Below are 15,009 nucleotides of genomic sequence, written 5' to 3'. Positions count from 1 at the left end.
TTGGCTTTTCAGTGAAGGGGCGCTGGCATGGTTACTTTATCACGTCTGCTGCTGGTGGTGCTGTTCTTTTTCTCTGCCGTGGCGGTTCCCGCCCTGGCCGAACAACCCGATTTGCGCCAACTGATCCAGCAGGTTGAAAGGCAATATACCGGAGAATCTTCCATTGCGACGGTCGAAATGACGGTGGAAACCGGTCACTGGGAGCGACATCTGACCATGGAACTGTGGTCCCTTGGCCGGGAGCGTTTTCTGGTCAGGATTGTTGCCCCGGCCAAGGAAAAAGGGGTCGCGACCCTTAAGGTCGACAATGAAGTCTGGAACTATCTGCCCAAGGTCGATCGGGTGATCCGGGTCCCGCCATCGATGATGGGCGGCGCCTGGATGGGCAGTCATATCACCAATGACGATCTGGTCAAAGCGAATAAAATCGATGAGGATTATGATTTTCGACTGCTCGAACAGAATGCCGCCAGCTGGGTTATCGAAGCTCTGCCCAAGCCGACCGCGGCGGTCATCTGGGGGAAAATTATTTATCAACTGAATCCCGAAACCCTGGTCCCCGAGCGGATCGACTATTTCGACGAAGAAGACCTCCTGGTCAGGCAGATTGTTTTTGCCGATGTCCAGCTGGTGAACGGTCGCTGGGTTCCGTTGCGCATGACCGTCCTGCCGGTGGAAAAACCGGCGGAAAAAACCGTACTGCAATATCGCCGCCTGCAGTTCAATGTTGGTCTGGAAAAAAGCTTCTTTTCCCTGGGCCGCCTGAAGGAGCGGCGCTGATGCTGACCCGGCTGGCGTTGCGGAACATCTGGCGGAATCGTCGTCGCACCCTGTTGACCTTGTCGGCCATGGTCGTTTCTTCTGCGCTGTTGATCCTTGCCCTCGGAGTTTTCTCCGGCATGCTGCGGGATATGCTGGCTTCGGCAACCGAACAGTATTACGGCCACCTGGTGATCAGCGCCAAAGGGTATCAGGATGACCGCGACATGTACCGCAGTTATACGCCTGAAGCCGTTGAGAAGGTTCTGCAGCGCAAAGAGACGATCACCGGGTATTCCTTGCGCCTGCGCGGTTTCGGGCTGCTCTCCTTTGCCCGCAACAGCGCGCCTGCCGAACTGCTCGGGGTGATCCCGGCCCTGGAAGAACAGGTGACCAGTCTGCAGAACCACTTGGTTACCGGAAGCTACCTGGCTACAGACAGCTCGGCCGGGGCGGTCCTCGGGGTCGGCTTGGCCCGTCGGCTCGGGGTCAGGCCAGGGGATGAACTGGTTTTTGTCACCCAGGCCGCCGACGGCTCCATCGGTAACGACCTGCTGACCGTAAGCGGGGTGTTTGCCACCGGTGACTACGGGCACGACAATTCCCTGGTCCTGGTCCCCCTGGGCTGGTTGCAGCGGGTCATGGTGTTGCCCGGGCAGATTCATGAGACCGCATTGCACATCGATGATCCGCTGGCGGCTGCGGCCGGCGCGGCGCAGCTGCGACCGTTGTTGCCCGCCGGCCTGGAAATTCTGACCTGGGGGGACCTGCTGCCGGAAATGCGTGAGGTGGTGGCCAGTTACAATGTCTCGCGGCTGATTGTGGTGACGATCCTGTATCTGGCCACCGGGCTGGGGATTCTCAATACCTTTTTCATGTCGGTCATGGAGCGGACCAGGGAGTTTGGGGTGTTACTCGCCATTGGGATGCGTCCCGGGCAGATCCGTCTGCTGATTTTCCTGGAAACCTTTTTCATGGGCTTGTTCGGGCTGGCCTTCGGCATTCTTGGCGGCGTGGGCCTGAGTCTGTACATGGCCCGGGTCGGGATTGATCTGTCCGGAACTCTGACTCCGATCACCTATGCCGGCGGAACGATTTTGCCGCGCCTGGGGGCGGTGCTGGAATGGTCGAATGTGCTGATCCCGGCTTCCTGCCTGCTGGCCGTGTCCCTGCTGGCCGGTTTTTTGCCGGCCAACCGCGCCGCCCGCATGCAGCCGGTTGATGCCATCCGTGAGGAGTGACATGGAATTGCTCGCTCTGGCCTGGAAAAACCTCTGGCGCAACCGGCGGCGGACGCTGATCACCCTGGCTGCGCTCAGCCTGAGCCTGATGTTGATTGAGGCTGCCCACAACCTGTCTTTCGGTGTCTATCGAACTATGATCGACAGCGGCGTCCGGGCCGGCAGCGGCCATCTGACCATTTACCGGCAGGGCTATCTGGCCGCCCGGGATGAAAAACTCTCCTTTGATCCTGACAGCCTGGCGGACACCATCACCGGTTTTGACGGGGTGGCCGCGGTGCTCCCGCGGCTGTATCTGCCGGCTTTGGCCCAGTCCAGCCGGGAAAGCCGCGGGGTGCTGCTGACCGGCATCGATCCCCGGGTTGAGCGCCGCATCAATCCCTTTTTGAAAAAGCTGCCAGACGCGCAAATGCTGACCTCGCTGAACGGCCGCGAAGCGATTCTGGGCAGCAGGCTCCTCAAAGAACTGCAGCTGAAACCCGGCAACAAGTTTGTCGTTACCCTGCAGCATCGCTCCGGTGATCTGGTCAGCGAGATGTTCCGGGTCCATGGCGTGGTCGAGACCGGCATCAAGAATGTTGACAGCACCCTGCTGCTGGTTGGTCGTGAGCGCGCTGCGGCCCTGGCCGGAATCGGTCATGAAATTCACGAACTGGCCATCATCCTTAACAATCCGGATGCCGAAGCAACGGTTTATCCCCGTCTGCAGGCGCTGATCAGCCAATTCCCCGGCCTCGAAGCGGTCAGTTGGGAGCGGGCCATGCCCAACCTGTTCAATGCGATTCGCCTCGATTATGCCAGCCAGAAATTCATCTTTGTGATCATGCTGCTGATTGTCACTATCGGGGTGGTCAACACCCTGTTGATGTCGGTGATGGAGCGTTTTCACGAGTTCGGTATTATTCTAGCTGTCGGTGCCAGCGCCATGCGGCTGCGAACACTGGTTTTGTTCGAGGCACTGCTGTTGGGGGTGATTTCGATGCTGTTCGGCAGCATCCTCGGTTCCCTGGCCACCTGGTATCTGCAGGATGTCGGGATCGATATGCGCAGTTTTATCGACCAGAGTCTGGAGTTCGGCGGGGTGGTGTTCGATCCGGTGCTGCGCGCGCAGTGGGATCTGACATGGATGTTCCAGGTCGCTGTTTATCTGTTGTTCCTGACGCTCGGTGCGGCCCTGTATCCCGCCATCAAAGCAGGCCGGATCAATCCTGTCGATGCTATGCGGCATCATTGAAAGGAGCGGGGCTATGGCGTTGATCGAATTGACGGACGTCACCAAGATCTACCCCCTCGGCAGCCAACAGGTGGTTGCGGTTAACAATTTTACCCTGCAGATCGAGGCCGGCGAGTTCTGTGTTCTGGCCGGGCCGTCCGGCAGCGGGAAAACCACCCTGCTCAACCTGATTGGCTGTCTGGATCAGCCGACCAGCGGTGAAATCCGGCTGCAGGGGCAGGAAGTGGGGCACGCCGCGCGCAAGGAGCTGGCCGCCCTGCGCCTGCATAAGATCGGTTTCGTGTTCCAGGCCTATAACCTGATCCCGGTCTTGACCGCTGCGGAAAACGCCGAATTCACCCTGATGCTGCAAGGGCTCGACAAGGTCTCCCGGCGGCGTAGGGTCGAGGAACTGTTTGCCGAGCTGGGACTGGCCGGGCTGGAAGACCGGAAGCCCTCTGATCTGTCCGGCGGCCAGCAGCAACGGGTCGCCATTGCCCGGGCGCTGGCGTCTGATCCAGCCGTTATCCTGGCGGATGAGCCGACGGCCAGTATCGATTCCCAGACCAGTGAGGAGTTGCTCGCCCTGATGGAACGTCTGAATCGGGAGTCCGGGGTGACCTTTATCGTCAGTTCTCATGACCCTCTGGTGATGGCCCATGCCAGCCGGCTGATCAAGCTGGTTGACGGTCATTTGGAGACGGCGCAGTGAAGCTCGGCCTGCTGTGTTTTTCGCTGTTGCTGAGCAGCTGGGGGGTGGCCAGTGCCGGCGACTGGAGGGAGACTGTCCGTCTCAACGGATCCATCAAAAATCTGAATCTCTACAGTGAAAATTATGCCGGACCCGATACGGACGGCGGCTTGCTGGTCGAACATGCCCGGCTCGATCTGCAGGCAACCTTGCCGGCCGCTGTGCTGCTGGAACTGGCGGTCGATCAGCAACAGCTGTGGTCGAACCGCCGCGGGCTCTCGATCAGCGGGGGTTCTCCCGCCAATCGGCGCTTCGATCTGGATAAATCCTGGGGGGAAGGGGAACGTTCCGGCGGTCTGTTGCAGCTGGATCGGCTCAATTTGCATACCGAAGCGCTGGGAGTACAGTGGACCCTCGGCCGGCAGGCGATTGGTTTTGGGCGGATCAGCCTGTTTTCCCCCCTTGATGTGATTGCCCCCTTTGCCCCTGATGTACTGGATGCCGAGGTCCGGCCCGGGGTTGATGCGTTCCGGGGGGTGCGCTATTTCGGTCTGGCCGGTCAACTCGGCGGAACCCTGGTGCTGGGCGATGAGCGTCGTCACAATAGCTATCTGCTGACCTTCGGGGAGAATATTGCCGGGGTGGATGTGCTGCTGCTGGCGGGAAGGTTACGCGGTCGGCCCATGGCCGGGATCGGGCTGGCCGGTGAACTCGGCAACGTCGGCCTGAAAGGGGAATTGGCCCGCTATCGCGGGACCGCGGTCGGGCAGCCCTGGGGAGACCTGTATGGTAGCTTCACCATTGCCGCTTTGGAAAGCTGGTATCGGTTTGACAACGGCCTGGTGCTGCTGGCCGAATATCTGCGCAATGGCAGCGGCGGAGACCGCCCGCAGGAATATCCGTTGATTCAGGCCTCCGCGCCGTACCGGGAAGGGCTCAGTTTCCTGAGCGGACGGAACTATCTGTTGTTTGGCCCCTCTTACGATCTACATCCTCTGGTCACCTTAAACGGACTGGTGATTTGGAATCTCGATGATGATTCCCTGCTGTTGCGTCCCCAGCTGACCCTGTCCCTGGCCGACAACCTGCAGCTCGACCTGTTCTGGGGCTGGGGCATCGGTGACCGGACCAGGATTTCTGGCGATACCGGGCAAGCTCTGGTGCGCAGTGAATTCGGGGCAGTGGGAAACAGCGGCGCAATGTTGCTGCGCTGGTATTTTTAAGCGTATTCTGTCCTGCCGTGTTCAACCCGCCCGGCATTAGTTCAGCAGAGAACGAATCACCTTGTCCGTACCCGCCCGCAGAATTTCGATAGACTCATCGGTCAGGAAAAATTTTCCCCGGTAATTTTCAGGAAGCTCCCGTGGCAGGGTGTCTCCGTTGGAGCCGTACCCGAACTGGTAGCTGAGCAGGTTGGCCGAATAGGCCGCAATGATGATATCCGGATCAAGGGGCGTGCTCTGAGGATTATGATGGAACTTGATCGCATTGACAATGAAGGGGGGCAGTGCCCACCATTCCGCTAAAAAACTGCCCAGCTCGGTATGGTCGGACTGATAAATCTCACGTTCCGCTTCGCTCAGCGAGAGCGCTTTTTTTCGCGCCAGCTGGATGGCCCGGGCAAACTGTTGGGAGTAAAAGCTCGCGGCGACGAGTTTTCCCAGATCGTGCAGCAGCCCGGCAATAAAGGCACGGTCCTGGCGAACACTGTCGACGGGGAAAAGGGTTCTGATCAGCAGCCTGCTGATACTGGCGGAGGCCATGGAATGTTTCTGGAATTTTTTGAAATCAAAGCCTTTGATAAGCGGAATCTTACCGGCCACGGTTCGGTTGACCGCTTCCGTCAGGACCAGGCTTTCGACAATATCCGTGCCGAGGACGATGATGGCTTTTTTTATGCTGTCGACCTGGAACCGCTGACCGAACAGTGCCGAATTGGCCCAACGCAGGACCGTCGCCGCAAGGGCAACGTCCTGGCTGATATATTCAGCCATTTGGTCGATGTCGACATCGTCCTGTTGTATACAGGAGCGGATATTGGCGTAACTGGTGGGTAGGGCCGGGAGCAATGGGATCGAATTGATCAGGCGCTGAAATTCCAAGCTGTGCTTTTTCTGCTGTTTGGCCTGGCGCAAGGCGCTGCGAAGAATTTCTTTGCACTCCTGGTCGATCCAGGGCTTCGGGATCAGTTGTTGCGCCTGGCCATGGGTCAGGGCACTGATGACCTCCTCTTGATCGTTGCCGGCGGTCAGGAAAATCCGGATGATGTGGGGATAATTATGCTGAATTCTTTGAAATAGCTGGATTCCGTCATTATCGTCCAGGCCGACTTCGGCAACGACCAGATCGATGACCGCAGTCTCGAGTGTTGCAAGGGCCTCTTTTGTGGTGGACACGAAGCGGCAGTGCCAGGGTTCATCATGGAGTAGTTGGTTGAGAGCGGCGCGGGTTGAAGGGTGGGGATCAACAAAAAGAATACTGGGAAAATCTCTGTTCATGCCATAACGTCCTGTTCAGTGCGGACCCTGCTGCGCTGCCGGACCGCCCTGCTGAGTCAAACTGGTTGGTGCTTTTATCCGGGGATCGGAATCACCCCCGAAACCTGTTGCTTCCGGCTTGGTTGAAAACAACCGCGCAGACGACACGAAGTGATGGCTATCGTCTGCCCAAGGAGGCTCCGGCGGTGCCTGGCAACCGGCTGAAACAGACTGAGTATGGCACAGATTGGAAGAAAAGTTAACAGATACTTAATTTTTCTGGTTGGGGATAATCAGCTGGGGCCCCCGTTTTTGCAGTTTGAGCAGCTCGCAATTTTCATAGCAGATCTGGCGGAAATTGCCTGAGATGCGTTCATCAACCGCAGCACTTTTCCAGAATAGGATGGCCGCATCCAGGGCGCTGGACAATTGTGCAGAGGCTTCGTTGCGGACTGCGGGCGGAGTGAACAGGCTGGCCGGTAATTCGCCGGCCACGGGTTCGTAAAGAGTGGGGCGGATGCCGTAGGCCGGGGCCAGCAAAAAAGAATCCTGTTGGTGTGGAATCAGGGAGATATTGGCAAAATGCTGGTTGCTGTTACCGATCAGGTCGCTGAACAGGGCCAGCCAGAGGATCTTTTCCGCATCGCCGGCACTGATCAATTTGTGGTGGTGCAGGCGGGTGGCGGCATCGACCCAGGTATCGCAGGGGGTCTGCAGCTTTTCATGCAGGGCACGCAGGGAGACCAGCGGCAACCGGCCGATGGCGCCGCGCCGGTCGAAGCGTTTCAAGCAAAGAAAGACCTGGTGACCTGCGGTGATCAGGCGTGAGCGCGCGGCCGAGCGGCCGGCCAGGCGAATGGTCTCCAGGGCCAGGTGTTCACAAACCAGCAGGTCGGCATAACGGCGGGCCTCGTTGCTGTCGACGGCAGGTGAAAATTTAACCAGGGTCTGGCAAGGAGTCCCCTGATCATTGATGCAGATGGTGAACTTCGGCTGTTCACCGCCGACCTGGGCGGCATTGAGTTCCCCGGACAGCGCCTGTTGGGCCAGCTGCGGATAGACCCAGGACTTGGTGCCGATATCGATGAGTTGCGGTTCGTGGCGGGCTTGTTCAAAGTACCGAGCCAGGGATTGTTCGCCGATAATCAGGTTGCCGCTACGGTCCTCTCCGCAACGGCTGATGGCAAACAGCCGGTCGGAGCTGTTCCAGTCGCTGATTTTTCGCGGCAGGTTGAGACTGTCGCTATGGCGATAGGCAAAGATCCTGGCCCCGAAACCGGACATCTGCAGATCGAGAAGAAACCAGGGCAGGTGAGGGAACAGCTCCCCCGCTTCGTTGGCATCTTCCCACCAGTATTGCCCGCCCTGCAGGGCCAGCAGGGTGCCGAAGTGGTGAGCGTCACCGCGCGGATCGATGCGGTAGACCGGAAAACGGCTGTCCTGGTCATGAATTTTACGCGGCAGGCCGTAGCAGGTCGCCCGGCCTTTGCCCATACTGACCAGCTCCTGTCCCATGTCGTTGATCAGGCGTGACAAGGTCGGTTGACTGATACTCAGCAACTGGGTCAGCTCACGCGAGTTATGTACCCGGGTTCCCAGCAGTGAGCGCAATTGCTCCCGGTGTTGGCCACGCATGGAGGCCTCCTTTGCTGTCTTGGCAGAAGAGATGCGCTCGCCGTTAAGGGTGCTCGGGCTCCGCTTATCTCGTGACTGCGAACCGGACTGAATAAATCAATGCATAAATTAATACCTGATAAATATCTGATATCAAGGTTTTTTTTAAAAAAAAGAAGAACGATGAATTGATTTTTGAATGGTATTGGCGAGTTGGGGGCTGACTCGGAATGGCATGGCTGGTCGATTTGCCTGCTTCAGGACGGGGAGGGGAAGGCCCCTTCCCGTCCTGAAGCAGGTATGACTAAAAAATCCAGGCGAAGGACCAACCGTACTGCCGCAAAACGGTGCTAAGCCACGGTCAAGATGGCCTTGGTTGGTCGTTGGCTGCTTTTACAATCGGGAAAACCCGCGTTGCTTTTTGCGTGAGATCTTGCCGATAATCCAGCCGCCGAAAAAGACTCCGCCACCGGCCAGGAACCACTGGATCATATTGGAACGATGGAAATTCCGATTTTCCTCACGGAGCACCACCAGTTCATTGTTGAGTTGTTTATTCTGTTCAATCAGATCTTCGTTCTCGGTACTCAGGCTGACGACGTTCTGCGAATTCTGCAGCAGGCTGTCGTACTCATTTTTGACCTTGTCAAGGTTGTCGTTGGCAACCTGCAGCTGTTTTTGCAACTCTGCAATCTTGGCCAGGTTGGCGTCGGCATTGGCCAGTTTATCGGCACTACTCTGTTGTTGTTGCTGCAGCTGTTCCTTGAGGGCAGCGGTCTCTTTTTCGAGCCGATCGATCTGGACCGCTTTCGGTAGTTCCTTGGTGACATACTGTCTGAGGATATAGCCTTCTTTGCCTTCCGGGGTACGAACCTTGACATAGGTCTGGTCCTCGCTCAGAACTTCGACCGGGGTGGCGGTTTTCAGGTTGTCGACGGTCTGATAATTATTTCCCGTGTTGCTTCTGACTGTCACCACCAGAACATCTGAAATATAGCGGGTTTCGGCAAAGCCGGCAGTTGCGATAAGCAACAAAGACAAGCTGATAAAGGCGCTGCGAAGCGATAAAGTCATGTTGAACTCCCTGATTCTCTTAACATTTGAATAATCAGCCCGAATCTTACAAGGGTCTGCCCGTGAATTCAAGCGTTCATTCCTGCTGCGGACAGGTCTTGCGTGGAAACCGGCTGTTGATAATTCACCAATAAAATATCGTTGAATAGCTTAGAATTGACAACGATAAAACACCGGGTATATTTCTACTAAATAATCAATAGATGTGGTTATCGGTATATTCAGGGCTCCAAACTGTTAGTTTGTTGGTTACTGCTGCTTTCACTTTGCTGGCCGGCTTCATAACGTAAAAGTGAACGACGGGGGATAACATGGCTGACAAGTTGACCCGCCAGGATTTTCTTCATCTCTTCATTCGCCGCTCAGTGCGTCCGATCCGCGTATTCCTCGAATCCTGCTCCTCCTCCGGAGACACTCCACCCCAAGAACCCGTTTCCGTCCTGCTCGCTGATCTGCCTCAGGATCTGCTGATTTTTGAAGCCCGCCGGCGCGGGCTTGATCCACATAACAGAGAGGAGGTCTTGGCCTTGCTCAGTCGAGACCTGAAACGACAACCCCGATAAACGTTATCCGGCCTGCAACATCTGTTTGGTGGAGGGGAGATTTCCCGAAAAGGAGGCAGCTATGGAAAGATATGGAGCAGGGTTCCTGGAGGAGCGGAAGCTGACCAAGCGTTGGGGAGGACCTGCCCCGGCTTTGGTCAGCCTGGTCCTGCTGCTGACGGTTTTTTATGTCAGTTGGTGGATTTTCCAGGATCCACGCGGTTACCTGCGCATGTATACCCCGTATGTCGGGTATATGTATTGTCGCTGGTGGCTGATCATGATGATCTGGATGGTTTATATTTTCAACTACTGGCCTTTTAAAAGAGACTGGTTGGAGAGGGCACACCCGCTCTACAAAGGGGCTGTACTGACCCTTGTTTCCGTCGCTATCCTGCTGGTGCTGGTCAAGGTTTTCTTCCAGGGTTTCCTGGGGAATTTCGGACTGGCCTATTTTAACCCTGGACAGCTGCAGAAGATCCCCGGGATTACCGACTTTTTTGCCGTCGAGTATGCTTCGCTGGCCATTCTCATGTTTGCCGCCATCGCGTCCTGGCTGTCTCCGGCCTGGGTGGTCGCATTTGAGGAAGCCCCCTGGCAGAAACTGTCTCAACCGGCCAAAGGCTTTTCCATCCTGATGGTCACCTTTTTTCTGTCGACCCTGATTTATTTTGTAACCATGCATCCCCACATGGGCATTCTATCCGATCCCTGGCAGTATTTCACTTCGATTGCCCCGCCGTATTGGGAGCGTTTTGCTGATACGGTTTCGGGCAATTTCCATATCGGCTGGATCATGTGCTGTACCGTCGTGGTCTGGCTGGTGGAAACCATCTGGGAACGCTATCCCTTCAATCTGATCCGCCATGACTGGGGGCGGCGCTTGGCAACGTTCTTCGGGATCATTCTGATCGCTTTGGCCATGCACTTTTTCTTCTATTTTGTCCAGGAGCTGACCTTCGGTGAAGCGATTCGCGGGACGCGCCGCGACTTCGCCCCGGACTGGCGCTGGCTGCACGTTGGAGAGATGGCAATTTTTGTTCTGGTTCCGGCCCTGTTCCTCAATTTTTATTGTGGCAACTGGCCGCGCAAATTCAGCATGCCGGTCAATATTGCGATTCGCACCGCGCTGGTGCTGCTCGCCAGCATCCTGCTCTACATCTTCTATTATCGGACGTCGCACCTGTTCCTAGGGACCCAGAAAGGGCTCTCCCATCCGCAGCAGTTCCCCATGATTCCGACCATCTGGCTGGTCAATCTGATGCTGGTCCACCACTGGTTCATGGATAACTGGCCCGGCTGGAGAATGGTGCCCAAAACGGCTGACGAGATCGCCGCGGATCAGGCGGACCGGCAGGCCCGGATTGAGGAGATCCGGCCCAACCGCCGTTTCGGTATCGGGCTTGGGGCCGGGGCCGTGATGGGTGTGGTGTTTTACTTTGTCACGGTCTGGGCACTGCCATTTTTCTACGCCAGTATCGATCTGATCAAATAATGACGCAGGGGAGGAGCGTATGTCCGACAATATGAAACGCCGCGATTTTATTAAAGGGGCAACGACCGGGGTCGGCCTGGGGGTGCTTGCCGCCATGGGCTTTTATTCCTATTCTCCAGCGCGGAAGCGGCATTTTCCGGAAGTGGCCCGGAAAATGACCGATATCGGGGTCTGCCGTAAGGTCAAGGTGACCAATATCAGTGAAACCAGCTGGTTTGAAAATGCTGTGCTGATGGGGGATATCAAAGGGGCCGGCGGCTTGCTGGTCAACCAGTACGATTACAACTGGCCTCCGTTCGGTAACGGCCAGGGACTTGGCAAAGGCAGCTATGCCGCAGGGATCGAACAGATCAAACACTTGCTGCCGCACCGGGTGGAAGAGGCCTGGGAGATCTGCCTGAAGAACAGCGTCCACCCGGAAAATGCCGGTGGCTTTGCCGCCCTGATCGAAGTGGAGGAAATGTCCGGCCGGCAGCGGAAGTTCCTGCTCGACAGCGGTTGGAGCTATGACTGGATCCAGCAGAGTTTCAAACGGGAAGGGATCGATAAAATGCTGGCTGCTGGGGCAATCGAAGCCTTGATTATCTCCCATGAGCATTTCGATCATTTCTGGGGCTTGCCGGTTACCCTGAAGTACAACCCGGGAATCACCATCTATATTCCGGAAGGTTTTTATCCGGAAGGGCTGCAGTACCTCAAGGATTCAGGGCATCAAGGGCGGGTTGTGACCGTGAAGAACGGATTGACACCCTATATCCCGGGAATGGCCAGCTATGTGTTCCCGATTCCGATCATCTGCCGGGTCTATGGCGAGCAGTCGCTCTATTTCAACGTGGCCGGCAAGGGGCTGGTCAGTGTGACGGGCTGCTGCCATCAGGGGATCATCCAGTTTGCGGAAACCGCTTACAAAGAAGTGAAATATGAAAACGACAGCTTCCACGGCATTTACGGCGGACTGCATATTTCCCCCTTTGATGACTGGGACCCCAAATATGACGACCTGGTGATCTCCCTGCGTAATTACAACTTCGATCACATCGGCTGCAATCACTGCACTGGGGTGCTCTGTGCTAAAAAGTTCATTTCCGCCGGATATCCGGTGGTTGAAGGGAGCGCCCGGCATCGTTCCAAAGATAAGGCCTATCTTGGCAATGGTGACGTGATTACTTTTGGTTAGCGGATATTTGCGTCGATCGGCAACCGGCGGCCAGGGGCAGAATTGGGTCGGATGCTGGTTGAAGCGGTCGCAATAAATTACGGGCTTCCCCAAAGGGGAGCCCGTGACAGGGAGACCCTGATGAACGCTGAACTAGAGCAGTTGCTACCGCCCGCCGTGCTTGAAAATGCCGAACGCACTGCCGCAGAGTTGCCTTGGGCGGTGCTGATGCGGGTCAATTTTATCCCCGGGGTCAGGCAACGGCTCGGCTGGCGCGGGCTCCGCCAGTGCTCCTTGACGAGCGGCGGCCTCACCGCCAAGGTTGCGGGCCGAAGCGGGGTGTTCGGGTTGGCGCGGGAGCATGCGTCTGGTAATGAGTCCCGGGGATACGCGGCGTTCGGCCTCTACTATTTTCCGGATCCGGCGGAGGAATTGCTTGAAGCCTTTTCCATTGCTGCCTGTCAGGTCGCGCTGCAGGATGATTTTCTCGATCAGGTCCGGGAATTTACTGCCCATCCGCAGCTGCTGGAACTGTTTGGAATCGGCCGGGTGCTGCTTGAGATTGAGCCGCGTTCCGGGCAGATCAACCTGGGGCTGGCGGCGGCCGAACGGCAACTGCTGATCAGCGCGGACGGGATCCGGATGTGCGGGCAAAGCGGGGCTCGGGAGGTGGTCGCTGCCGGCGCTGCGGATCAGGATCTGCCGACCTGGACGATCGCGCTGGAGTTTTTTCGGGTGCTGGCGGCATCCTTCAGTTTCTGTCTACGGAGCGGACCGGAGCAGTTGCTGCGCTGGCAGCGGGCCGGCAAAAAAGCGGTCTACAGTCAGTCTGGCGCGTATGCGGAATCCTTGCTGCCCGGGAGCCATGAATGGTTTTTGACGCTTGGCTGGGGTGGGGACAAAATTTCCGCGGCCGCAGCCGGGTTCCATGACCAGCCCGAGCTCCAGTGGTGCCAGGGGGCGCCGCTTCCCGCCGCTTATGCGGCCGAGCCCTGGTGGAATGCCCAGGTTCCAGGGGCCGGATTCAGTATCGATAAGATCACCATGGGGATCAGTGAAAAGCCGAAACTGCTGGTCCTGACCGGTTTCCTCGGCGCCGGGAAGACCAGTTTCCTGAACCATTTCATTGAATACCAGGCCAGCCGCAACGCTTTTGTCGCCATTATTCAGAATGAAATCGGCGCCAGAGGGCTCGACAGCAGAATGGTGGGGCAGCATTATGCGGTCACGGATATGGATGAAGGCTGTGTCTGCTGCACCCTGGCCGGCAATCTGAAACTGGCGTTGGGGGAGATCCTCGCCGGGTATCAGCCGGACTTTGTGGTGATCGAGACAACCGGACTGGCCAACCCGGCTAATTTTCTGAGCGAAGTCTGTGAACTGAGCGACCGGCTGGAGTTCTGTTCAGTGACAACCGTTGTCGATGCTGCCCGACACCTTGCCCCGTTCAGGGATTACCAAGTGGCAAGGGACCAGGTGGCCTTGGCCGATGTCCTGCTGGTCAACAAAGCGTCCCGGCTTGCCGCACCGCAACTTGTCGAGTTGGAGCGCTACCTGCAGCAGTTGAACCCCTTTGCCGCCCTTCATCGGGCTGACCATGGCGACTTCTCTCCGGCGCTGCTGTATGGCGTCAATTTTGCCGGACAGATGAATTTTCCGCAGGATTTGGAGCATCGCTCCGGTTGCGGAAGAACCCATCAGGATGATGAGATCGGGAGCGCTCTGGTGCTGTTTGAACAATGCCCCTCGAAACAGCGATTTTTGGCCGCAACGGCTTCTTTTCCAGCGGAGCTGTTGCGCGCCAAAGGGATTGTCCAGTTTGCTGAAGACGCTGAGCCGCAAGTGTACCAGTATGTCCCTGGCGAGCAGACGCTTTCCCCTTTGGTCGGCGCCGATAACGGCGAACGGTTTGTGGTGCTGATCGGCAAAAACATTGACCGGGTGGCCGCTGGTCTGAACGCATGTAGCTCGGCGGACGGACCGCCTTAGGACGGACTGCCTTAGGACGGACTGCCTTAGGACGGACTGCTACGCCCCGTTGAAACTCTGCAACCCCATTTTTTCCGGGTTGATTTTTTTGTAACATTTTCTTTGACGACAGCGCAGCGGGAGCAGGTTATACTTAAAATAATTCCGCTTTTTTGAATTTTACCGAATTTCTCCCAAGGAGTTGCGCATGTTGAAATACCTCCCTTTCGTGTTAATGATTCTCCTGCTGAGCGGTTGCGCAGGTGAGTTGACCCGCATCCCGGATTCTGAGAAAACCATTCAAGCCAGCTCCGACATCAAGGGGAAGAACCAGCTTCAATTGTTCGGTGCGACCAAGGATTGGATGGAAGAGAACTTTACTTCGGAAAAAGGCCCGATCGCCTTTGAAGATATTCAGGAAGGGACGGTGATCGGCAACGGGCAGCTCGATTATCCCTGCTCCTGGTTAAGCTGCCTCACCAAGTCAAACTGGAAAGTCCTCTTCTCTATGAAGGTGACAGCGCAACCCGGCCTGATCAATACGTCGTTCCGCGATCTGCAACTGGCCTCGCCGCCTGCCTCCGGGGGGGCAGACTTCAGCCACGGCATGGTCGCGCCGGTCTGGTCGCGCCGGGATATGGACGCGATCAGACCGCTGTTGCTAAAGTTGCATCGCGACCTGACCGTCTTTCTGCAACACTCACCCCGCTGAGTTGTGACAGCAGGTCCGCAGCTGAGAACGCCCTCTTCCCGGAGAGGGCGCCTGGCGCTTTCCGTTG

Annotated in this window: 13 protein-coding genes; 10 read left to right on the top strand and 3 right to left on the bottom strand. The window is 57.0% G+C overall.

Going from position 1 to position 15,009, the window contains the following annotated elements:
• Positions 1-27: 27 nt before the first annotated feature.
• From N909_RS0101990 to N909_RS0101970, 5 genes are read left to right on the top strand one after another with little or no spacing between them, the layout of a single operon-like run.
• Positions 28-780, top strand: coding sequence for an outer membrane lipoprotein-sorting protein (locus tag N909_RS0101990; protein ID WP_029910591.1), 753 nt, complete (start codon positions 28-30; stop codon positions 778-780).
• Positions 780-2,000, top strand: a complete 1,221-nt coding sequence (locus N909_RS0101985) for an ABC transporter permease (RefSeq protein WP_029910587.1) — start codon at positions 780-782, stop codon at positions 1,998-2,000. Before N909_RS0101990 ends, N909_RS0101985 begins: the two co-directional genes overlap by 1 nt.
• A gap of 1 nt (position 2,001) precedes the next feature.
• On the top strand, positions 2,002-3,234 hold the full coding sequence (locus N909_RS0101980) for an ABC transporter permease (RefSeq protein WP_029910584.1): 1,233 nt from the start codon (positions 2,002-2,004) through the stop codon (positions 3,232-3,234).
• Positions 3,235-3,247: 13 nt separating this feature from the next.
• Positions 3,248-3,925, top strand: a complete 678-nt coding sequence (locus tag N909_RS0101975; protein ID WP_029910581.1) for an ABC transporter ATP-binding protein — start codon at positions 3,248-3,250, stop codon at positions 3,923-3,925.
• On the top strand, positions 3,922-5,127 hold the full coding sequence (locus N909_RS0101970; protein WP_029910578.1) for a hypothetical protein: 1,206 nt from the start codon (positions 3,922-3,924) through the stop codon (positions 5,125-5,127). Before N909_RS0101975 ends, N909_RS0101970 begins: the two co-directional genes overlap by 4 nt.
• Before the next feature lie 36 nt (positions 5,128-5,163).
• Here N909_RS0101970 and N909_RS0101965 read toward each other — a convergent pair whose 3' ends face one another.
• The 3 genes from N909_RS0101965 to N909_RS0101955 all read right to left on the bottom strand — a co-directional run bounded on the left by N909_RS0101965 (position 5,164) and on the right by N909_RS0101955 (position 9,069).
• A complete protein-coding gene (locus tag N909_RS0101965) occupies positions 5,164-6,402 on the bottom strand; it encodes a response regulator (RefSeq protein ID WP_029910576.1) in 1,239 nt (412 codons plus the stop codon).
• A gap of 249 nt (positions 6,403-6,651) precedes the next feature.
• Positions 6,652-8,016, bottom strand: coding sequence for a HipA domain-containing protein (locus tag N909_RS0101960; protein WP_029910574.1), 1,365 nt, complete (start codon positions 8,014-8,016; stop codon positions 6,652-6,654).
• Positions 8,017-8,388: 372 nt separating this feature from the next.
• On the bottom strand, positions 8,389-9,069 hold the full coding sequence (locus tag N909_RS0101955; RefSeq protein ID WP_029910572.1) for a TIGR04211 family SH3 domain-containing protein: 681 nt from the start codon (positions 9,067-9,069) through the stop codon (positions 8,389-8,391).
• A gap of 311 nt (positions 9,070-9,380) precedes the next feature.
• Between N909_RS0101955 and N909_RS0101950 the strand changes: the two genes are divergently transcribed.
• The 5 genes from N909_RS0101950 (at position 9,381) to N909_RS0101930 (ending at position 14,942) form a co-directional block, all read left to right on the top strand.
• The gene (locus N909_RS0101950) at positions 9,381-9,632 is read left to right on the top strand and encodes a hypothetical protein (RefSeq protein WP_029910571.1); all 252 of its coding nucleotides are present in this window, start codon (positions 9,381-9,383) and stop codon (positions 9,630-9,632) included.
• 61 nt (positions 9,633-9,693) lie between these two features.
• Positions 9,694-11,106 (top strand): hypothetical protein, encoded by a 1,413-nt coding sequence (locus N909_RS0101945; protein WP_029910569.1) that lies wholly within the window; start codon positions 9,694-9,696, stop codon positions 11,104-11,106.
• Between the two features lie 19 nt (positions 11,107-11,125).
• Positions 11,126-12,283, top strand: coding sequence for an MBL fold metallo-hydrolase (locus N909_RS0101940; protein WP_029910568.1), 1,158 nt, complete (start codon positions 11,126-11,128; stop codon positions 12,281-12,283).
• A gap of 120 nt (positions 12,284-12,403) precedes the next feature.
• Positions 12,404-14,251 carry a CobW family GTP-binding protein gene (locus N909_RS0101935; protein WP_029910565.1) on the top strand — a complete coding sequence of 616 codons (1,848 nt, stop codon included), beginning with the start codon at positions 12,404-12,406 and terminating at the stop codon, positions 14,249-14,251.
• A gap of 187 nt (positions 14,252-14,438) precedes the next feature.
• Positions 14,439-14,942, top strand: coding sequence for a DUF4468 domain-containing protein (locus N909_RS0101930; protein ID WP_029910563.1), 504 nt, complete (start codon positions 14,439-14,441; stop codon positions 14,940-14,942).
• Positions 14,943-15,009: the final 67 nt, after the last annotated feature.

Origin of the sequence: Pelobacter seleniigenes DSM 18267, from assembly GCF_000711225.1 — a bacterium.
Taxonomy (GTDB): Bacteria; Desulfobacterota; Desulfuromonadia; order Desulfuromonadales; family Geopsychrobacteraceae; genus Seleniibacterium; species Seleniibacterium seleniigenes.
Note: the sequence above shows the minus strand (reverse complement) of the source record. Positions and strands in the feature narration are given on the sequence as shown.